An 18615-nucleotide genomic window follows, 5' to 3' on the forward strand; every position below is an offset into this window, starting at 1 on the left:
CTCCGCTGAGGATCTTCCGTGAGCCTCCCCGCCTCCTCCAACCAATCACTTGGCATCGGCCCCAAGTTCATTCTCATCGCGGCGGTCATCGCCGCCTGCGTCGTGGGCCTGTTCTCGCTCGTGGCCACCCAACTGCTGCGCGGCACCCAGCTCGCCAGCGCCGAGAGCCAGGGCAAGGCCATCGCCATCGGCTTCACGGCGGCCGCCGAGCGGGCCTCGTCCGGCGGCGTCACCTCGTTCGAGCCCCTGCTGAACACGTTCCGTGACGCCGACGGCGTGGGCTACATCTACGTGGTGGACAGCGCCAACAACGTGCTGGCCCACACCTTCTCCACCGGCGAGTTCCCCCAGGCGCTGCTCGGCGCCAACAGCCTGCAGTCCGGGGAGCTCATCAACGGCCAGCGCGTCAAGGTGCTCCCGTCGGTGGAGTTCCAGGCCGAGGGCAAGCAGTTCGTGACGCTCGACGTGGCCGCGCCGCTGTCCGGCGGCATGGGCAGCGTGGTGCACGTGGGCATCAAGCACGGCTCCATCGGCGCCCAGTCCTCTCTGGGGGTGTACATGCTGCCCCTGGGGCTGCTCATCATCGGCCTGTGCGTCGCGGCGGCCACCTTCCTGAGCCGCTCCGTCGCGGCCCCGCTGCGTGAGCTGGCCTCCGTGGCCGCCCACATCGTCGAGTCCGGCGATCTCACCCGTCCCATCAAGGTGTCCGCCTCGGGCGAGGTGGGCATGCTCGCCCGCTCCTTCGCGCAGATGGTGGAGCGCCTGCGCTCGGTGACGCAGAACCTCCAGCAGGCCGCCGAGGCCCTCAACGCCTCCACCGAGCAGCTCAACACCTCCGCCGCCGAGCAGTCGCAGACGGTCTCCCGCCAGGCCTCCGCCCTCCAGGAGACGCAGGTCACCGCCCAGGAGATCCGCCAGACGAGTCTCCTGGCCGCCCAGAAGGCCGACTCGGTGCTCTCCGTGGCCGAGCGCGCCGACGAGCTGAGCCGCGCCGGCGAGGCCGCCCTGGAGCAGACGCTCGTGGGCCTCAACGACATCCGCACCCAGGTGCAGGAGATCGCCCAGAAGATCCTCGAGCTGGGCGAGCGCACGGTGCAGATCGGCAGCATCACCCAGACGGTGAAGGACCTGGCCGACCAGTCCAACATGCTGGCGCTCAACGCCGCCATCGAGGCCGTCCGCTCCGGCGAGCACGGCAAGGGCTTCGGCGTCGTGGCCCGTGAAATCCGCGCCCTGGCCGACCAGTCCATCGAGTCCACGGACCGCGTGCGCGAGCTGCTGGACGATATCGGCAACTCGGTGGCCATGGCCGTGCGCATCACCGAGCGCGGCTCGCAGCGCATGGAGGCGGGCCTGGAGCAGGTGCGCACCTACGGCAAGAACCTGCGCGAGCTGTCCTCCATCATCCAGGACAACGCCGCCGCCGTCCGGCAGATCGCCGCCGCCGTCGGCCAGCAGAACGTGGGCATCAACCAGATCACCACCGCCGTGAGCGACCTGTCCAAGATGATGGACGAGACCGTGTCGCGCATCGGCGCCACCGGTGAGGCCGCCACCACCCTGCAGATCATCGCCGACCAGCTCAGCAGCGCGGTGAAGACCTACCGGGTTCAGTAGTCCGCCACTCGTGGCAAAGACGAAGGGCCAGGGGAGGGGAGACCCTCCGACCTGGCCCTTGTCGTTTCCCGGCTCCCTCTCCCTTTGGGAGAGGGTCGGGGTGAGGGTTTCGCTTCTACGCCGCGGGGGCGGGCGCCGGAGCGGGCAGGGCCTTGAGCTTCAGGCCCTCGCCCTCCACGTCGAAGCGCGCGATGCCTCCGCTCGCCAGCTCGCCGAACAGCAGGGCCTCGGCCAGCGGCTTCTTGAGCGAGTTGTCCACCAGCCGCGCCATCGGCCGCGCTCCGAAGGCCGGGTCGTACCCATTCTCCGCCAGCCATGCCCTCGCCGCGGGCGTCAGCTCCAGCTTCACGTTCTTCTCCGTGAGCATCTTCTGGAGCAGGCCCACTTCCTTGTCCACCACCTTGAGGATGACCTCGGGCGGCAGTCCGGAGAAGAGCACCCACCCGTCCAGGCGGTTGCGGAACTCCGGCGTGAAGGTGTTCTCAATCGCCTTCTTCGCGCGCTTCGCGTCCGCCGGCGCCTGCGTGTCCCCGAAGCCGATGGACTTGGTGCTCATCTCCCTCGCTCCCGCGTTCGTGGTGAGGATGAGGATGATGTTGCGGAAGTCCGCCTTGCGGCCGTTGTTGTCCGTCAACGTCGCGTGGTCCATCACCTGGAGCAGGATGTTGAAGAGGTCCGGGTGGGCCTTTTCAATCTCGTCCAGCACCAGCACCGCGTAGGGGTGCTTGCGGATGGCATCGGTGAGCAGGCCGCCCTGGTCGAAGCCCACGTAGCCCGGAGGCGCGCCGATGAGCCGGCTCACCGTGTGCTTCTCCGAGTACTCGCTCATGTCGAAGCGCAGGAACTCCACGCCCAACACCGCCGCGAGCTGCTTGGCCAGCTCCGTCTTGCCCACGCCCGTGGGGCCCGAGAAGAGGAAGCTGCCAATCGGCTTCTCCGGCGCGCGCAGGCCGCTGCGCGCCAGCTTGATGGCGTCCACCACCGACTTGATGGCCGTCTCCTGCCCGAAGATGACCTTGTTGAGCTCCGGCTCCAGGTTCTTGAGCTGCACGCCCTCGCTGGCGGACACGCTCTTGGCCGGAATCCGCGCCATCTTCGAGATGACGGTCTCCACGTCCGCCACCGTCACCTTCCCGGTGCGCTGGCCCTCGGGCTTGAGCCGCTCGGCCGCGCCCGTCTCGTCCACCACGTCGATGGCCTTGTCCGGCAGGAAGCGGTCGTTGATGTGCTTGGCGCTCAGCTCCGCCGACGCCCGCAGGGCCTCCGTGTCGTACTTCACCCCGTGGTGGTCCTCGTAGCGGCTCTTGAGTCCCTCGAGGATGAGGATGGTGTCCTCCACGCTCGGCTCGCCGACTTCAATCTTCTGGAAGCGCCGCGACAGGGCCCGGTCCCGCTCGAAGGACGCCTTGAACTCCTGGTACGTCGTCGAGCCGATGCACCGCAGCCTGCCGCTGGCCAGCGCGGGCTTGAGCAGGTTGGACGCATCCATGGAGCCGCCGCTGGTGGCCCCCGCACCGACGATGGTGTGGATTTCATCGATGAAGAGGATGGCGTCCGGGTGCTCCTGCAGCGCCTTGAGCACGCCCTTGAGGCGCTCCTCGAACTGCCCGCGGAACTTGGTGCCCGCCAGCAGCGCGCCCATGTCCAGCGAGAAGATGACCGAGTTCTTCAGCACCGCGGGCACCTTGCCCTCGTGGATGTGCAGCGCGAGGCCCTCGGCGATGGCCGTCTTGCCCACGCCCGTCTCGCCCACGTAGAGCGGGTTATTCTTCCGGCGCCGGCACAGCACCTGGATGGTGCGCTCCAGCTCCTTCTGCCGCCCGATGAGCGGATCAATGCGCCCCAGCTTCGCCTCTTCGTTGAGGTTGGTGGTGTAGGCCTCCAGCGGACTCTTGCGGGGGCCTCCCTCACCCTCCTCGTCATCCCCCGCGGGCATGCCGCCCGCGCGCGGGGCGCCGTCGCCGGCTCCCTCGGAGGGCGAGGCGCCGTCCTTGGAGATGCCGTGGGAGATGAAGTTGAGCAGATCCAACCGGGTGAGCCCCTCCTCCTGCAGGAGGTAGAGGGCCTGGCTCTCCTCCTCGCGGAAGAGCGCCACGAGGATGTCCCCGCCGTCGATGAACTTCTGCTCGGCGGACAGGGCGTGCATGGCCGCGCGGTGCAGCACGCGCTCCACGCCGATGGTCTGCTGGGGTTCGGCCTCCACACCCTCGGGGAGCCGCTCGACGGTCTCCTCCAGGAAGTTCTCCAGGCGCTCCTGGAGACGCTTGACGTTGGCCCCGCAGCCCTTGAGCACTTCGCGGGTGCGGGTGTCCTTGGTGAGCGCGAGCAACAGGTGCTCGAGCGTCAGGTACTCGTGTCGCATCCGGCTCGCCTCGTCCAGCGCGTTCCGGAAGCTGTCCTGCAATGCCTTGGCAATCAGCGGTCCTGCCACGGTCTCAACCTTCCTCTGGTTCCATCGAGAGGCGCAGCGGGAAGCCATTCTCCCGCGCCGCCGCCTCCACGGTCCGTATCTTCGTCTCGGCGACCTCGAACGTATAAACGCCCGCCACGCCAACTCCGTTGTAATGAACGTGCAGCATGATCTGCACGGCGTCCGTCTCGGATTTGTGGAAGACCTCCTTCAGGACGGCCACCACGAACTCCCGGGTCGTGTAGTTGTCGTTGTGCAGCAGTACCTTGTAGAGCGTGGGCCGCTTGAGTTTCTTCTGCGGTACCGTCTCCGTGACAACGTTGGAATCCGGGTCGTACTTCTCTCGGGACATGGTCTCCCTCTAACGAGTAGGGGGCACCAACGGCCCCCGCTTGAATCCTGTTTCGGCCCGCCACCGGGGCAGGCCAGCCAGCACGGCCGCCCGTTCGTGCTCCAGGAAGGATCGTACAGCCCGGTCGACCCCCGGGTGGAAGAGCAAGTGAGCACTCCAGGTGAGGCTCGGCTCGAAACCCCGGGTGAGCTTGTGCTCCCCCCCGCCCCCGGCTCGAAGCGCTCCAGTCCCCGGGCGATGGCGTCGGCCACCGGGTGGTAGAGGCACACGTTGAAGTGGAGGAAGGGGTGCTCCTCCAAGCAGCCCCAGTAACGGCCGTAGAGCGCCCGGGGGCCCACCAGGTTGAAGGCCCCCGCCATCAGCCGGCCCTCCCGGCGGGCCTCCACCACCTCGCAGGCGTGGGAGAAGGTGGACAGCATCCGCGCGAAGAAGTCCCGGGTGAGGGAGCGCCCCCCCCATGAGTACTTGTCCCCCGTGGAGGCATACAGGCGGTAGAGGTCGTCCGGGTCCACTCCGGCCAGCTCGCCGCCCCGGAGGGTGCGCAGGGTGAGGCCCTGGGCGGCCGGGGCCCGCAGCTCCCGGCGGAGCTGGTTGCGCCGCCGGGTGTGGAAGCGGCCGAGGAAGTCCTCGAAGGAGCCGTAGCCCGTATTGCGCCACTGGTACTGCACCCCCAGGCGCACCGCGTAGCCGGCGGCCTCCAGGGCCCGGGTCTCGGCCTCGGTGGGGAAGAGGACGTGGACGCTGGAGAAGCCCTGGGAGCGGGCGTACTCCAGGGCCACGCGGGCCAGCTCCGCCTCCCGGGCCGTCCGGTCCTCTCCGGGCGCCACCAGCAGCCGGCGGCCGGTGACGGGGGTGAAGGGCACCGCCAGGACCAGCTTGGGGTAGTAGCGCACGCCCATCCGCTCGGCGGCGGTGGCCCAGGCGCCGTCGGCGACGAACTCGCCGTGGCTGTCGTCCTTGAGGTACGCGGGCGCCGCCGCCACCAGCCGCGAGCCCCGCCACAGCGTGAGGTGGTGGGGATGCCAGCCCACATGCGGCCCCACGCTGCCACTCTCCTCCAGCGCCGCGAGGAAGGCCCACTCCAGGAAGGGCCGGCCCGCGTCGTCGAGCAGCGCGTCCCAGGCTCCCCGGGGAACCTCGGTGATGGCGCGATGGATGCGCAGGGTGGGCGGCAGCGGGTCGGACATCGTCGAGCGGCGGCAGCCTATAACGGCCGGGCCGTGGACCCGCCAGCCCGCTCCGGGCGCGCTCTTCCAAAAGGTGTCCAACAGGTGGACACCTTCGCCGCCTACTTGCCCCGGGTGAGCTCGGCGGCGAGGAAGCGGCCCACCTCGGCCAGCCCGGCCTGGGCGCGCTGCCGGCCCTCGGGCGACTCCATCACCCGGCGCGCGGCCTCGCTGGCGGTGCCGGCCTCCAGGTCCGCGAGCACCAGGAAGGCACTCCACGCGGGGTTCAGCTCCGCCACCCGTCCGGGCCGCGTGGGCCGGTCCTTCAACGTGGTGGCCACCTTTTCCAGCAGGCCCTCGTCGTCGAGCCGCTTGGACTTGCCCCGCATGGCCGTCCACGCCTCCTCCAGCAGCGAGGGCAGCAGCCGGCCCTGGAGGGCGGAGGAGAGCCGTTGAGAGGCCTCGTCCTCGTCGATGTTGTGGGCGCGCGCGTAGGTGGGCATCAGCTTCGCCACCACCACCGGGCGCGTGGCCAGGTGGGCCAGCCGAGGGGGATAGGCCATGGCGTGTCTCCTCCTACCAGCGCACGAGGAGGCGGAAGCCCAGGTGCGAGCGATCCTCCACGCTGACGATGGGCTGCACGTGGGCCCGCTCCAGGGCCACCTCGAGCGCCCCGGCGATGAACTCCGGGCGGTTGTGCATGTCGGGGATGGTGATGCGCCGGGCGCGCTCGCCCACCGGCACGAGCTGCACGTCCAGGTCCGGCCGCCCCATCATCGCCAGGTAGCGTGGCAGCCGCTCCACCACGCGCGCCGCGCCAATCATGGGCAGCGCCACCGCGGCCACCCGGCCCACCAGCGTGTTGGAGAAACCCTCGGTCAGCTTGCGGCCGAGGATGCGGTAGGCCTCCGCGTCGCTCAGCTCCGCGTAGGCCATGTCCCTCGCCAGCGCCACGCACCGCTTCCACACCTGCACCGGGTAGTCCACCTCGGGGCACTTCGGCTCGTACCCCTCGGCCACCAGGGCCCGGGCCAACTGGGTGTTCGGCTCCAACCCCCGGACGAACAGCCCCTCGAAGACGCTCGACGGGATGCGCGGCTGTGCTGCCAATCTGGAGGTCTGCGCCAGCAGACTCGAGCTCTCCATGGGACCTCTCCCCCGGTTGGATACCCAACCGTTCTCTCAGCTTAGCATGCCTGAACGGTCATCCACTGAAGTCCGGTAAAAATATGATTGTCCGATAAATCAATCCAGGAGGGGCCTCACCCCCCCTGCTCGCGGTTGCCACGGGCGGGCGGGCGGCTTAGAGGAAGGGCACAGGAGAGATTTCCACATGTCGGTGAACATCCAGCTCGAGTGGACGCCCAACCCCAGCACGCTGAAGTACGTGGTGGATCGGCGGCTCGTGTCGTCCGGTGCGGTGAACATCACGAGCAAGCAGGCGGCGGAGGAGAAGTCGCCGCTGGCGCTCAAGCTCATGAACATCAAGGGCGTGGCGGCGGTGATGGTGGGCAGCAACTTCGTCACCGTCACCAAGGGGGACGAGGGCGAGTGGGACGAACTGAATGACGCGGTGATGGCCACGCTGGACGAGCACCTGACGGCGGGGCTGCCCTCGGTGAACGAGGAGGCCCTGGCGGCGGCGCGGACGACGGCGGCCGAGGGCGGCTCGGTGGAGGCGCGCATCCAGGACATCCTGGACGCGGAGATCCGCCCGGCCGTGGCCCAGGACGGTGGCGACATCACCCTGGACCGCTACGAGGAAGGCATCGTCTACCTGCACATGAAGGGCGCCTGCGCGGGCTGCCCCTCGTCCACGGCGACCTTGAAGATGGGAATCGAGACGCGGCTGCGGGAGCTCGTCCCCGAGGTCACCGAAGTGGTGTCCGTCTGAGGCGGCAGGTCAAAGGCCAGCAGGTCCGGCGGGAGCTGCTGCCGGACCAGTCCAAGGAGCTCCTGCGGGAGCTGCACCTGCTCACGCGCGAGGGCAACCTCAACGCGGACGCCCTGCGCAAGCTCAAGCAGGTCAACCACCTGGTGGGCCTGTTGCGGCCGGCCATGGAGGACGTGCAGACGCGCCATGAAGCGCCCGTGGTGGTGGACGCGGGCAGCGGCAACGCGTACCTGGGCTTCATCCTCTACGAGCTGTTCCTCAAGGACGCCGAGGCGGGCACGCTGCTGAGCGTCGAGGGGCGGCCGGAGCTGACGCAGCGGGCGCAGGAGCGGGCCGGGCGGCTGGGCTTCGGGCGGATGCAGTTCCAGACGGCGCACCTGGACGCGGCGCAGTGGCCCGAGCGCGTCCACGTGCTCATGGCGCTGCACGCGTGCGACACGGCGACGGACGACGCGCTGGCGGTGGCCATCCAGAAGGGCGCGGACCACGTGGCGGTGGTGCCGTGCTGCCAGGCCGAGGTGGCCCAGCAGCTCAAGGAGAGCAAGCAGGCCGTGGAGCCGACGCTGGCGCTGCTCTACCAGCACGCCTGGCACCGGCGGGAGTTCGGCAGCCACCTCACCAACGTCATCCGCGCGCTGACGCTGGAGGCCTTCGGCTACCAGGTGACGGTGACGGAGCTGACGGGCTGGGAGCACTCGCTGAAGAACGAGCTGATTCTCGGCCGGCGCGTGCACCGGGAGAACCGGCAGGCGCGCGTGAAGCTGGAGTCGCTGCTGGGCTCCTTCGGGGTGCGGCCCAAGCTGGCGCGGGTGCTGGGCGTGGAGCCCACGCCGCGGACGCTTCCCACTCCTCCCTGAGCGGGATGGGCTCCGACTGAGCGCGACGGGCTCCGAGCCCGTTGCGCCTGGCCCTGATGCGTGACCTGGGGTGACGTTCGCGGTAGGGTGGGGCACCAGACCTCCGCCGTCAACCTGGAGCCCCTCATGGAATGGTTTCTGCCCGTGCGCCCTGTCCTGTCCGTGCTCATGCTGGGGGCGCTGCCGTGCGCCGCCGCGATACTGGTGCTCCTGCACCGCAGCCGCTGGACCCGGTCCTACCGCCAGGCCTGCGACTTGCTGGGCACGGGTGGGCTCCAGCAGGCGGAGGAGCGCTTCCAGAGGGCGGCCCGAGGCGCGTATGGAACCCGCCGGACGGCGGCGCTGGCGGGAGTGGGAGTCAGCCGCATGCAACAGGGCAGGTACGCGGATGCCGCGGCCATGTTGGAGCCACTCATGGCGCGGCGGCTGCCGCGCGCGATGGGGCTGGATGAGGTCGCCCTGCCCGGGCACCTCGCGCTGTGCCTGGCCATGCTGGGAGAGACCTCGCGGGCCAGACACTGGCTCGGCGAGGCCCACGAGCGCTTTGGTGGGCGGGTCACCTTCCTGCTGCTGCCCGAGATCGCCATCCTCTGCCGGGAAGGGCATCTGGGCGCGGCGTTGAAGATGATGGAGGACTGCTGGCCGCTGCTGATGGCCGACGGGCGCTTGTGCGTCCGGCTCCGGCTGTTCCGGGCCTTCGCGCAGTGGAAGGTGGACCCCGAGCGCAATACCGATTTCGTCTACATGACGCTGTTGTCGCTCGCGCCCATCCCCGAGAGGGAACTGGCGTTCTGCCGGGAGCACTGGCCGGTGCTCGCGGACTTCATGCAGAAGGGCAATGACCTCGTGGCCCGCCGCGAGCAGGAGCGGGCCCAACGGGAGGCGGACTTGCAGGCCCGGTATGACGAGCGGGATCGGCAACTGGCGAAACGGGTGGCCGCGGCCCGGGACATACCCGAGCCGGACGACGACGACGAAGACCCCTCCCATTGACGCGCGCGCCCGCGCCTATTTCTCCGGCGTGGGCGGCTCCTTGAAGACGAAGCGCTTCACGGCGGTGATGGGGGCATAATAGGGAAGGGCGACGGCACCCGGCCGGGAGTCCGGGCCCTTCTTCAGTCCGTCCTCCTCGTTGTTTCCCAGGGTGAAGCAGACGGGGTACGTCTTGCCGTCGGGCGTCTGGGCCCGGTCGTACCGGCCATAAACGTTCGTGCCTTCGGTGAAGAGCTCGCCGAAGAGCAGCGTCCCCTCGGTCAGCCGTCCAAAACCGCGCTGCACCCTGCTGGTAATGGGACCGGAGCGGACGCGGGGAGGCGGGCCCCACTCGTCCTGCTGGCTGTCGATGAAGACGTTCAGGGTCATTCCCCAGGGCTGGTCGAGCGCCTCCATCGCGGCGCGCGCTTCGGCGGGGCAGTCCATCTCGGCGGGGCGTAGTTGGGCACCGGCGCAGGCCAGGCCCACGCACAAGGCGGTGGTGCCGAGCGCTCTGCCCGGGGAGCCAGGGAGCTGCCGCGGGGGCTCGCTGGGCGTTGTCTGCGGGAGCTTCTTCAAGGGGGCACCTTTCGTGGCTCGTGCCTTCCTGGGGGAGGCAGCCGCGGGGGCTGACTCCAGAGGTAGTGGAGCCGCGGCCGACCCAGCATCGGGGAGTTCCAGTGCCCGCGCCACTTCGCCGCTCCCGGGCGGGAGGAGCTCGGAGGAGGACGGCGTGGACCGTGACAGCTCCGGGGTGGACGGGGAACTGGAGGCGTGACGGGCCACTGCCCAGAGGCCCGTCAGCGCGAGGCCGAGTCCCAGCGCCAGTCCCCCCACCTGAATGGCCCGGCCGCGTCCCCGGCGGCCCGGCATGGGCGTGGGCTCTCCGGCCCGTGGCCCTCTTCCCCGGCGCCCGGCGGACAGGGCACTCGCGAGGAGCATGAACCGCGGGCTGGTGGCGGTCAGGGGCCGGGTGGGGAAGGCTGGACGGCGGATGCGCCGCCCGGGAGTCTCGCCCTCCCTGGCCGCCGGGACGGGCTCCCATTCGAAGAGGCTCGCCTCCCATTCTCCGCGCTTGCCGAAGGCCGCCGCCGCCGTCAGCGCCTCGTGCACCCCGGCGCCGTCGCGGTAGCGCTCCTTCGGGTCCTTCGCCAGCATGCGCATCAGCACGTCGCTCAGCACCCTGGGCACCCGGCGGTTGAAGTCCCGGGGCGCGTGCGCCCGGTGGTGCGCGATCGTCACCGCCAGGAAGTCCGCCGGTAGCTCGGGATTGAAGGGGTAGTGCCCCGTCACCGCGCGGTACAGGCTCACGCCCAGCGCGTACAGGTCATCCGCGGCGCCCGCCTGGTACGGCTCGCCGGACTGCTGGCCCCGCTGCATCCAGAAGCGCATGGCCTCGGGACTGCGCAGGTGCGCCGTGCCCGGAGGCAGGGACGTGGGGGTCAGCGGGCTCGCGCCCTCGTAGACGCCGATACCGAAATCCACCAGCACGGGCTCTCCATCCGGCTCGCGGATGAGGATGTTCTCGGGCTTCACATCCCGGTGCACCACGCCCCGGGTGTGGAGCTTCTCCCAACGCCAGGGCCAGCTTCGCCCCCACTTCGGCGAACCGGAGGAACGAGGGGTTGAGCGTCTCGGTGTACACGTCCAGGGCGAGGCCGGGCACCAGGTCCATGACGTGGTAGGTGTGGCCCTCGACCGGGTCCGGCCAGCGCCCGTGGCCATGGATGCGCACCACGTTGGGGTGGACGGCCTTGTCCATCAACAACACCACCTCCCGCCCGGCGCGGGCGTCTCCGGGGCGCAGGGCCAGCTTGAGGGCCAGCTTGGCGCCGGGGTGATGGATGTCCTCCACCTCGTAGGCGGCGCCGTATCCGCCCACGCCCAGCTTCTCCACCACGCGCCAGTGGCCCACCTCCGTGCCTGCTGGCAGGGACTCGGGCCGGAGGATCGGGGTTGTTTCGTACATGGGGCACCTCAGGGCTCGAAGGGGAGGAGGGAGACGCCGCGCTCGCCGTCCCTTTCGCGCAGCTCCAGGTTCCAGAGCGGGTCCGTGTGCTCCGCGGGCCGCTCCAACTCCACGGCGAGGGCACGGACCTCTCCCGGCTGCAGCCGCGTTCCGTCCATCCACACGGGCAGCCGCCGCACCTCGCGGCCCGCCGCGTCCAGCAGCCGGGCCTCACCGGGGAGCCAGGGGCGGGCCTCCGGGGAAAGTCGGAGCGTCGCGACCACCACGGTACGCGCGCGCGTCCGGTAGACATCCTGTTCAGCCAGCCGCACTTCACTCCGCGAAGATGCGGCTGCCTCCAGATGCTGCCACGTCACGCCCATGCGCAGCTCCCCCGAGAGCGCGAGCTTGACGAAGCTGCCCGCCTCGCAGCGGGCGAGCACCTCCTCGAGCCTGGACTCCAGCGCCGCGACCGAGCGCGGCTGGCGGATGACGCGCACCTGGACATCCACCTCTCGTGTCGCAGGGACGAGCGCGAGCGTGGCGTGGGTGGGCGGCAGGCCATCCGCGAAGCCCACCTTCAGCAGCAGGGGCGCGTCCTCGTGCAGAGGGAGCGCCGGCCGCAGCACCACGAGCCGTGTCGTGGGCTCCACCAGTGCGAAGCGCTCCTCCCGCCCTTCCAGGGCGAGCGAGTCCGGATCGAGCGGCGCATCGAACTCCAGCACCGTGTCGTAGCCGGGGGCGATGCGCACCGTTGGCACCGGTGCGCGGGTGCTGTCGGGGAGCACCAGGTGCCGGGCCTTCAACTCGGGGCTGGAGAGCGGAAGCGGCTGGGCCGCGGCGGAAGCGGCGCCCATCAGGGGCAGCAGACACAGGGCTCGGCGCGGAAGGGCCAGGGTCACTCGGGAAGTTCCTCCGGCGAGTGAACCTAGCAGGTCATGCGGCGCGGAGGAGGCCGTTGTCCGAGAGGAGCGGCCATGCTGAGATGTGGCCTCGTTCCGTGCGTCTGACCGTGATGCCGTTGCTCTTCCTCGGGACGGCCTGCCCGTCCACCTGGGGAAAGGAAGGTTATGTGCAGAAGACCTTCCACAAGAACATCCTCAAAGAGGCATTGATTCACAGGTCGTGCCCCTTGACGGACGAACAATGGGTGCTGCGCTGTGGCTCTGCGGTCGACCATTCAGGAGATTGTCCTGAGCAGTGTCCTCTTCCTGATGAGCTCGAAGAGGAGTGGTAGGTGGTTGAGTCTTGATGGGACGACCCATGCTGCGGCGCGTGCTCCTGGTTTCCTTGGCCTGTACGCTTCTCCTGCTTCCACTTGCATGGCTGCTCTCCACTGCCATGCCGCGGACGATCTCTGGCGAGCGGCAGGGGGCGAGGCCCATTCCGGTACTGTCTCCCGATGTCCGGCAATCCCTGCTGACCTACCGCAGAGACTGCCGTGCGGACGTGGACTGCGAGCCACCGCTGGGGTGTCTCGTCAAGAGGGCTTCGTCGCTTCATATGTGCGTGGACAGCACATGCGAAACAGACCAGGACTGTGACGAGGGCTTTTCTTGCATGCCCTTCAAGACCGTTGATGGAAGAGCGATTGTTCGCACCTGCGCGTTGGTAGGACAGAGGAAGGAGGGGGAGCGCTGCATGGTGCTTCCCGCGGTCCAGCGCGATGGCTGTGAGCAGGGTCTGCTTTGTCAGGGGCGGTGCGGCCGTCCATGCCAGTTGGATGACCCGTCCAGCTGCCCTGACGGTTTCTTCTGCGCGGAGGGCCGACAAGGGCCTCCCTCGTGTCTACCCACCTGCAAGGGCCGCCCCTGCCCTGATGGACTGAAGTGCATTTCACGTGGAAATGGCGCTTCTGTTTGTGCCCGGATGCAGGGTGAGGACTGCCGGAAGGTTCCGTGTCCTGAGAAGCATCTCTGCCAGTTGCTCGAACCTCCGCAGCGTCCTTGGGAGCTGCGGACGGAATGCAGGCGAATCTGTGACAAGGATGCCTCTTGTCCCACCGGGTACTTCTGCCACGACTACGGGTGCCGCAAGCCCTGCGAGCCTCAATCTCCCGAGACCTGCGGGCCAGGGCTGACCTGTGGGCAGCACTATCCGGACGATCCCTGGTACTGCATGCCGGGTTGAAGGCTCCTGCTCCCCGCCGCTACCCGTACGACTCCCGTTTGATCCGCTTGTCCTCGAGGCCCATGGTGTGGAGGTGGCCGAGCACCGTCTCCATGAAGCGCGGGGTGGCCGGGGTGCGCGTCTCCAGCGCCTTGCGCCGGTCCCACGGGGTAATCGCCGGGCCGCACACGTAGACGAGGCACGTGGCCCGGTCCGGGATGAGCTCCTCCAGCAGGGCCTCGTTGATGCGGCCCTTGCGCACGCCCGGGCCGTAGCGCGACTCGTCCATCTCCCGGGTGAGGGTGTGCACCACGCGCAGCTTGTCCGGGTGCGCGCGCTCGAGCGCCTCGAAGGACTCGCGGTAGAGGATGTCGCCCCACGTCTTGTTGGAGCAGATGACGGTGTGGCGCGGCTTGAGGCCCCGGTGCAGGGCGTCCTTGATGATGGAGAAGTTGGGCACCGCGCCGGAGCCGGCCACGACGTGGATGAGGTGGTCCGTGCGCTCCTCGATGTCATCCGGCAGCACGTAGGGCCCCATGAAGCCCAGCACCTTCATGCGCGAGCCGGTGAGGGGCGCGTGGACGAGGTAGGGCGAGAGCAGGGGCGGGTAGCGGGTGAAGCCGGGGATGTAGTCCTCGTCCTTCACGGTGATGGCCACCAGGGGCTCGTGCGGCGCGGAGGCCAGCGAGTACGAGCGCGCGGGCTCCTTGCGGCCCTTGTGCTCCTGGAGGTAGGCGGCGAAGCGGCCCAGCGCGGGGAACTGGTGCGGGTCCAGGTTGAGGAACTGGCCGGCCTTGTACTCGGGGCGCTCCGGGCCGAAGTCCAGGGAGAGGGTGGCGGTGTCGTGCGTCTCCAGGCGCACCTCGGTCACCGTCACCTCGTACTCCTTGGGGCGGTTCCGGGCGGTCGTCACGGCTGCGCTCATGGCTTCCTCCCTACCAGCCCGGTGGACGTTCCATCGAGGAAAGCATTGCGGCCGGGCGTCAGCCGCGGACAATGCCGTTTCAGGTGACGAACGTCCAACAGAGGGAGCACGTCTTCGTCCCGGCGCTGCCGGGGCTGGAGCCCGCCGTGCACGCCGAGGCCGAGGCCCTGGGTTTCTCGTCCCGTCCGGTGGAGGGCGGGGCGGAGCTCACGGGCGCGCCAGGGCTGCACCAGGAGGCCAACCTGCGCCTGCGCACGGCGAGCCGCGTATGGTTGCGGCTGGGGCGCTTCTCCGCGGCGGACCCCGGGGCGCTCGCCAAGGGCCTGGCGGGGCTGCCCCTGGACACCGTGTGGGACAGGCGGACGGCGCCGAGGCTCTCGGTGGTGTTGCACCGCGCGCCCTTCAAGGGGCCGGACGCGGTGCTGGCCGCCGCGGCGCGGGCCTGGGGGTTGCCCTCGGTGGAGCGCGCGGGCCCGCTGGACGAGGAGTCCTCCGAGGGCCTCACCCTGCTGGTCCGGGTGGAGGGCGACACGTGCACGGTGAGCGCGGACACCAGTGGTGAGCCGCTGCACCGGCGCGGGTACCGGCAGGAGGTGAGCCGGGCGCCCCTGCGCGAGACGCTCGCCGCGGGCATCCTGGTGCTGGCCGGGTATGACGGGGTGGAGCCCCTGGTGGACCCGATGTGCGGCTCGGGCACCTTCCTCATCGAGGGCGCGTGGATGTCCCAGCGGCGGGCGCCGGGGCTCCAGCGTGTGTTCGCCTTCGAGCGCTTCCCCGGCTTCGACGCGGCGGACTGGAGTGCACGCAAGGCCAGGGCGGAGGTGGAGGCGCTGCCCTCGCCGCGCTCGGCGCTGAGGGGCCACGACCTCAACGCGGGCTCGCTGGGCACGGCGCGGCGCAACGCCCGGCGGGCCGGGGTGACGCTCACGCTGGAGCGCCAGGACGTGCGCACGCTGGTGGCGCCGGCGGGGCTCGGGCCCGGGTTGGTGGTGGCCAATCCCCCCTACGGCAAGCGGGTGGGGGAGGCGGAGGACCTGCCGGGGTTGTACCGGGCGATGGGGGCCACCTTCCGGCGGGCCTTCAAGGGCTGGCGCGCCGCGGTGCTGCTCCCGGACGACGCGGGCCTCCTCCGCGCGCTGGGGCTGCCCGAGGGGCGCAACCTCCCGGTGCGCAACGGCGGCCTGCGCTGCCGCCTCCTGGTGAGCACGCTCTAACGCGTGGGCGGAAGGGGCCGCGGCTCCAGTTGGAGCGGCAGCCGCAGCTCGAAGCGAGCGCCGCCGCCGTGCCGCTGGCCCACCGACACCGTGCCCCCGTGGGCGTTCACCACCCGCCGCACCACCGCGAGGCCCAGGCCCGTGCCCGTGGTGCGCGTGGTGAAGAAGGGCTCGAAGATGCGGTGGGCATCCCCCGCCGAGACGCCGGGGCCCTGGTCCTCCACGGTGAGGCAGATGCCCCCGGGCACGCTCCCCAGCGCCACGTGCACCAGCCCTCCCGTGGGCGAGGCCTGCACCGCGTTGCGCAACAGGTTCTCCAGCGCGAGCTGCAACAGGGTCTCGTCCGCGTGAATCATGGGCAGACCAGGCACCTCGTCCACCGTCACCCGCACGGTGCCGAGCTGGCGCCGCTCGTGGAAGAGCTTCCAGCGTGCGCCGGGCCAGCTCGCCCGCGTGCAGCGGACGCGGCCGGGGCTCCAGCGGGCGCACCACGTCCAGCAGGTCGCGCACCATCGCATCCAGCCGCGTGGCCTCCTCCTCCAACATCTCCACCGCGCTGGCGCCGACAGGGCCCAGCTTGTCCCGCTTGAGCACCGCCACCGCGTTGAGGATGGAGCCCAGCGGGTTGCGCACCTCGTGGGCCACCACGCCCGCGGCCTCGCCGAGCACCGTCAGCCGCTCCTGCGCCACCAGCTCCGACTGCAGCCGCGACAGCTCGGCCAGCCGCGAGGCGGCGAGCCGGTGGTGGCGCACGTTCTCCAGCGCCCCGCCCACCTGCCGCGCGAACAGCTCCAGCGTGGCCGCGCTCGTGGGCGTCAGCGCCTCGCCCTGCACGGACAGCACCCCGAAGGGCTCTCCCTCCACGAAGATGGGCGCGTCCAGGGCCCGGACGACGGGGTGGTCCCTCCGCATCCTCGCCAGCAGCTCCGAGGGGTGGAAGTTCTCCAGGGCCCGCAGGAAATCCTGGTGGAAGGCCGCCTTGCGCCGCGTGAGCACCTCCTCCAGGTGGGGCACGGTGGAGCGGGGAAAGCGCACCTGTTGGATGGGTTGCCCGTAGAGCAACTCGGCGGCGGCTACCTGGGCGGGGTCCTGCCGCATCGGCCCATGGAGGAGTGTCTCCCCATCGAGCAGCATGACCGTCACGAAGAAACCCTGCTGGTGGATGGCCTCCACCGCCGTCTCCAGCACGGCCTGCTCGTCGCGGCAGCGCATCAGCTCGCCCGCCGTCTGCACCAGCGCCTCGGTGAGCCGCCGCGTGCTGGCCTCGCCCTCGGCGTCAAACAGCATCAGCAGCAGGTCCTCGGGCCGCGGCCCGGCGCCCCGGCGCATGCACCAGGTCCGCTCCTCGCCTCCCGCCCCGCGCACGCGGACCCAGACCGTGTCGGGAAATCCCTGCCCGCGCGCGGCCTCCGCGTGCAGCGGCTCCAACCACGACTGATCCTCGGGCGCGTAGCGGGCCAGCAGCTTCAGCAGCTCGGTGGCGCGCACTTCCTCCAGGCCGATGCCCAGCAACGTCAGCAACGCCGCGTTGGCGTAGACCACGTGGTTGTCGCGCACCACCAGGACCGGAGCAGGCAGCCCCTCGAGCGGACGGTACTCCGCCATGTCGGACACTTCATTTCCTCCCGGATGCAATCACTCCCGCCTTGCTCCGTAGATCAGAGCGTAGGGCAAGACAGGGGAAATGCACATGCGCTTCGCCAATGCGATGGGTCCGGACGAGCTGGAACTGAAGGCGGTGGTGGTGGTGGCGGCCGGCTACGTGCTGCTGGCCGCCATCTTCCTCAGCGGCTTGTTGTAGGCGCTCCGGTGCGGTTGCCACGGAGGAACTCGTCGATGAACGAGCGCTCCTCCGCTCGGAGATCCGCCAGGCCCAGGCCATAACCGCGCGGCTGCTTGCCGTCATCCAGCGTGTACTCCCAGATGACGGAGCTGCGCAGCTTGATCTGCTTCTGCTGCTGCTCGAAGTCGAGCACCAGCTCCACCCGCGTGCCCAGCTTCAGCGGCTTGTCGGTGGGCAGGAAGAGGCCGCCGGACTGGAGGTTGATGATGCGGTGGTCCGTGAAGATGCCCGCGGTGCGCGTGCTCACCTTGACGCTCACCTGGAGCCGGTCGTTGCGCGTCTGCAGCCCGACGAACTCATCGGCCGAGTAGGTGTACACCGGGCCGCCCTGCTGCTGCTGGCCGGGGCGGGCCACGTTGGGCGCGCGCGCGGGCGCCTGCTGGGCCTCCGCCTCGCGCATGCGGCGCGAGAGCAGCTCGAAGACCTCGGCGTGCACCTTGCGCAGCTCGGGGTGCGTGTCCGCCCCCTGGTGCTCCGGCGAGTAGCGCTTCGCCAGGCGGAAGAAGGCACCGCGCAGCTCCTCCACCGGCGCGTCCGCCTTCACCCCGAAGAGCTGGTGGGCGGGCAACCCCTGCATCTGGCTCAACTGCTGGCGCAGCCGCGCGGCTTGCTGGGCCTCGGCGGCCGGGTTGGCCTTGAGCGCGCCCAGCAGATCCTTCACCTCGTTGAACTGCTCGATGGGCTCCCACGAGGAGCCGTCACGAGAGGCGCGGGTGACGGCCTTGAGCCGCCCCGAGCCGATCAGCTCACGCAGCGACTGGAGCGTCAGGGGCCCCAGCACGCGGCCGATGGAATCTCCGATCCAATAATTCGTCGACACGGTCACCTCGTGGATCAGTGGGCCAGGGCCTGCCGGACGGCCAGGGCGATTTCCAACGGATGGAAGGGCTTGCCCACGAAGCCCACGGCCCCAGCGGACATCGCCTGCTCCACCACGGGCTCGGCATCCATGCTGCTGATGATGAGGACGCGCGTGTCCGGCGACGAGTCCTTCATGGCCGCCAGCACCTCCAGGCCGCTGCGCCGGGGCATGAAGAGATCCAACAGCATCACCGCGGGACGCTCGCGCGCCGCCACCTCGAGCCCCTCCTGCCCATCCGAGGCCTCGAGGAGCCTCACCTCGAGGCCACTCTCTTGGATGGCGTCCTTGAGGAGATTGCGGACGAAGCGATCGTCGTCGACCAGCAGGAGAGTCGGGGGGCTCATGTGCGTGAATGATAAGCCGGATGGCGCTCGAATGCCCGCGCAACCTGGAAGGCCGTGCATCGATGAACGCAGCGTGAAAGATGATGGACGGGAAGTCGACGG

At 70.0% G+C, this 18615-nt stretch carries 17 protein-coding genes and 2 pseudogenes; 7 read left to right on the top strand and 12 right to left on the bottom strand.

The annotated features are described in order from the left end of the window. Positions 1-18 precede the first annotated feature (18 nt). Positions 19-1617 carry a methyl-accepting chemotaxis protein gene (locus tag ACN28I_RS38960; protein ID WP_420946954.1) on the top strand — a complete coding sequence of 533 codons (1599 nt, stop codon included), beginning with the start codon at positions 19-21 and terminating at the stop codon, positions 1615-1617. Positions 1618-1732: 115 nt separating this feature from the next. On the opposite strand, the gene clpA is transcribed toward ACN28I_RS38960, so the two are convergent. From clpA to ACN28I_RS38985, 5 genes and pseudogenes are all read right to left on the bottom strand, one after another. After that, the gene (gene clpA / locus ACN28I_RS38965; protein WP_420946955.1) at positions 1733-4048 is read right to left on the bottom strand and encodes an ATP-dependent Clp protease ATP-binding subunit ClpA; all 2316 of its coding nucleotides are present in this window, start codon (positions 4046-4048) and stop codon (positions 1733-1735) included. A 4-nt stretch (positions 4049-4052) separates the two neighbouring features. Further along, entirely contained in the window at positions 4053-4379 is a 327-nt protein-coding gene (locus tag ACN28I_RS38970) for an ATP-dependent Clp protease adaptor ClpS (RefSeq protein WP_375767673.1), read from the bottom strand. A 9-nt stretch (positions 4380-4388) separates the two neighbouring features. Then, a pseudogene (locus tag ACN28I_RS38975) lies at positions 4389-5566 on the bottom strand (GNAT family N-acetyltransferase). A gap of 101 nt (positions 5567-5667) precedes the next feature. Next, on the bottom strand, positions 5668-6108 hold the full coding sequence (locus ACN28I_RS38980; RefSeq protein ID WP_420946956.1) for a hypothetical protein: 441 nt from the start codon (positions 6106-6108) through the stop codon (positions 5668-5670). A gap of 13 nt (positions 6109-6121) precedes the next feature. Then, on the bottom strand, positions 6122-6691 hold the full coding sequence (locus ACN28I_RS38985; RefSeq protein ID WP_420946957.1) for a DUF2378 family protein: 570 nt from the start codon (positions 6689-6691) through the stop codon (positions 6122-6124). A 187-nt stretch (positions 6692-6878) separates the two neighbouring features. Between ACN28I_RS38985 and ACN28I_RS38990 the strand changes: the two genes are divergently transcribed. From ACN28I_RS38990 to ACN28I_RS39000, 3 genes are all read left to right on the top strand, one after another. Further along, positions 6879-7439: a NifU family protein gene (locus ACN28I_RS38990; protein WP_420946958.1), complete on the top strand. Its 561-nt coding sequence runs from the start codon at positions 6879-6881 to the stop codon at positions 7437-7439. Between the two features lie 143 nt (positions 7440-7582). Then, positions 7583-8296, top strand: coding sequence for a class I SAM-dependent methyltransferase (locus tag ACN28I_RS38995; RefSeq protein ID WP_420946959.1), 714 nt, complete (start codon positions 7583-7585; stop codon positions 8294-8296). Positions 8297-8422: 126 nt separating this feature from the next. Next, positions 8423-9289, top strand: a complete 867-nt coding sequence (locus ACN28I_RS39000) for a hypothetical protein (RefSeq protein ID WP_420946960.1) — start codon at positions 8423-8425, stop codon at positions 9287-9289. A gap of 15 nt (positions 9290-9304) precedes the next feature. On the opposite strand, the gene ACN28I_RS39005 is transcribed toward ACN28I_RS39000, so the two are convergent. Together ACN28I_RS39005 and ACN28I_RS39010 are read right to left on the bottom strand one after the other, a co-directional pair. After that, on the bottom strand, positions 9305-10804 hold the full coding sequence (locus ACN28I_RS39005) for a serine/threonine protein kinase (protein WP_420946961.1): 1500 nt from the start codon (positions 10802-10804) through the stop codon (positions 9305-9307). A gap of 441 nt (positions 10805-11245) precedes the next feature. Continuing rightward, positions 11246-12118 (bottom strand): DUF2381 family protein, encoded by an 873-nt coding sequence (locus ACN28I_RS39010; protein ID WP_420946962.1) that lies wholly within the window; start codon positions 12116-12118, stop codon positions 11246-11248. A gap of 98 nt (positions 12119-12216) precedes the next feature. On the opposite strand from ACN28I_RS39010, the gene ACN28I_RS39015 reads away from it, so the two are divergent. Beyond that, positions 12217-12453 (top strand): hypothetical protein, encoded by a 237-nt coding sequence (locus ACN28I_RS39015; protein ID WP_420946963.1) that lies wholly within the window; start codon positions 12217-12219, stop codon positions 12451-12453. A 912-nt stretch (positions 12454-13365) separates the two neighbouring features. Here ACN28I_RS39015 and ACN28I_RS39020 read toward each other — a convergent pair. Beyond that, entirely contained in the window at positions 13366-14250 is an 885-nt protein-coding gene (locus tag ACN28I_RS39020; RefSeq protein ID WP_420946964.1) for an oxidoreductase, read from the bottom strand. Positions 14251-14321: 71 nt separating this feature from the next. On the opposite strand from ACN28I_RS39020, the gene ACN28I_RS39025 reads away from it, so the two are divergent. Further along, positions 14322-15464: a THUMP domain-containing class I SAM-dependent RNA methyltransferase gene (locus ACN28I_RS39025; RefSeq protein WP_420946965.1), complete on the top strand. Its 1143-nt coding sequence runs from the start codon at positions 14322-14324 to the stop codon at positions 15462-15464. Here ACN28I_RS39025 and ACN28I_RS39030 read toward each other — a convergent pair. Next, positions 15461-15982, bottom strand: coding sequence for a sensor histidine kinase (locus ACN28I_RS39030; RefSeq protein WP_420946966.1), 522 nt, complete (start codon positions 15980-15982; stop codon positions 15461-15463). The genes ACN28I_RS39025 and ACN28I_RS39030 overlap by 4 nt on opposite strands. A 25-nt stretch (positions 15983-16007) precedes the next feature. Continuing rightward, positions 16008-16676 (bottom strand): annotated as a pseudogene (locus ACN28I_RS39035) (GAF domain-containing protein); the annotation flags it as partial. On the opposite strand from ACN28I_RS39035, the gene ACN28I_RS39040 reads away from it, so the two are divergent. Beyond that, positions 16597-16902: a hypothetical protein gene (locus ACN28I_RS39040; RefSeq protein ID WP_420946967.1), complete on the top strand. Its 306-nt coding sequence runs from the start codon at positions 16597-16599 to the stop codon at positions 16900-16902. The pseudogene ACN28I_RS39035 and the gene ACN28I_RS39040 sit on opposite strands and share 80 nt — an antisense overlap. A 346-nt stretch (positions 16903-17248) precedes the next feature. Here the strand turns inward: ACN28I_RS39040 and ACN28I_RS39045 are convergent, their stop codons facing one another. Both ACN28I_RS39045 and ACN28I_RS39050 read right to left on the bottom strand, forming a co-directional pair. Continuing rightward, a complete protein-coding gene (locus ACN28I_RS39045) occupies positions 17249-18127 on the bottom strand; it encodes a TIGR02266 family protein (RefSeq protein WP_420946968.1) in 879 nt (292 codons plus the stop codon). 14 nt (positions 18128-18141) lie between these two features. After that, positions 18142-18513, bottom strand: a complete 372-nt coding sequence (locus ACN28I_RS39050) for a response regulator (RefSeq protein WP_420946969.1) — start codon at positions 18511-18513, stop codon at positions 18142-18144. Positions 18514-18615: the final 102 nt, after the last annotated feature.

Source organism: Archangium gephyra (assembly GCF_049060025.1).
Taxonomy (GTDB): domain Bacteria; phylum Myxococcota; class Myxococcia; order Myxococcales; family Myxococcaceae; genus Archangium; species Archangium gephyra_A.

Excerpts from the sequence above, each read along its gene's own strand:
- ACN28I_RS38970 (WP_375767673.1), bottom strand. The coding sequence starts at position 4,379 with ATGTCCCGAGAGAAGTACGACCCGGATTCCAACGTTGTCACGGAGACG.
- ACN28I_RS38980 (WP_420946956.1), bottom strand. The coding sequence starts at position 6,108 with ATGGCCTATCCCCCTCGGCTGGCCCACCTGGCCACGCGCCCGGTGGTG.
- ACN28I_RS38985 (WP_420946957.1), bottom strand. The coding sequence starts at position 6,691 with ATGGAGAGCTCGAGTCTGCTGGCGCAGACCTCCAGATTGGCAGCACAG.
- ACN28I_RS38990 (WP_420946958.1), top strand. The coding sequence starts at position 6,879 with ATGTCGGTGAACATCCAGCTCGAGTGGACGCCCAACCCCAGCACGCTG.
- ACN28I_RS39000 (WP_420946960.1), top strand. The coding sequence starts at position 8,423 with ATGGAATGGTTTCTGCCCGTGCGCCCTGTCCTGTCCGTGCTCATGCTG.
- ACN28I_RS39020 (WP_420946964.1), bottom strand. The coding sequence starts at position 14,250 with ATGAGCGCAGCCGTGACGACCGCCCGGAACCGCCCCAAGGAGTACGAG.
- ACN28I_RS39025 (WP_420946965.1), top strand. The coding sequence starts at position 14,322 with ATGCCGTTTCAGGTGACGAACGTCCAACAGAGGGAGCACGTCTTCGTC.
- ACN28I_RS39030 (WP_420946966.1), bottom strand. The coding sequence starts at position 15,982 with ATGCGATGGTGCGCGACCTGCTGGACGTGGTGCGCCCGCTGGAGCCCC.
- ACN28I_RS39040 (WP_420946967.1), top strand. The coding sequence starts at position 16,597 with ATGACCGTCACGAAGAAACCCTGCTGGTGGATGGCCTCCACCGCCGTC.
- ACN28I_RS39050 (WP_420946969.1), bottom strand. The coding sequence starts at position 18,513 with ATGAGCCCCCCGACTCTCCTGCTGGTCGACGACGATCGCTTCGTCCGC.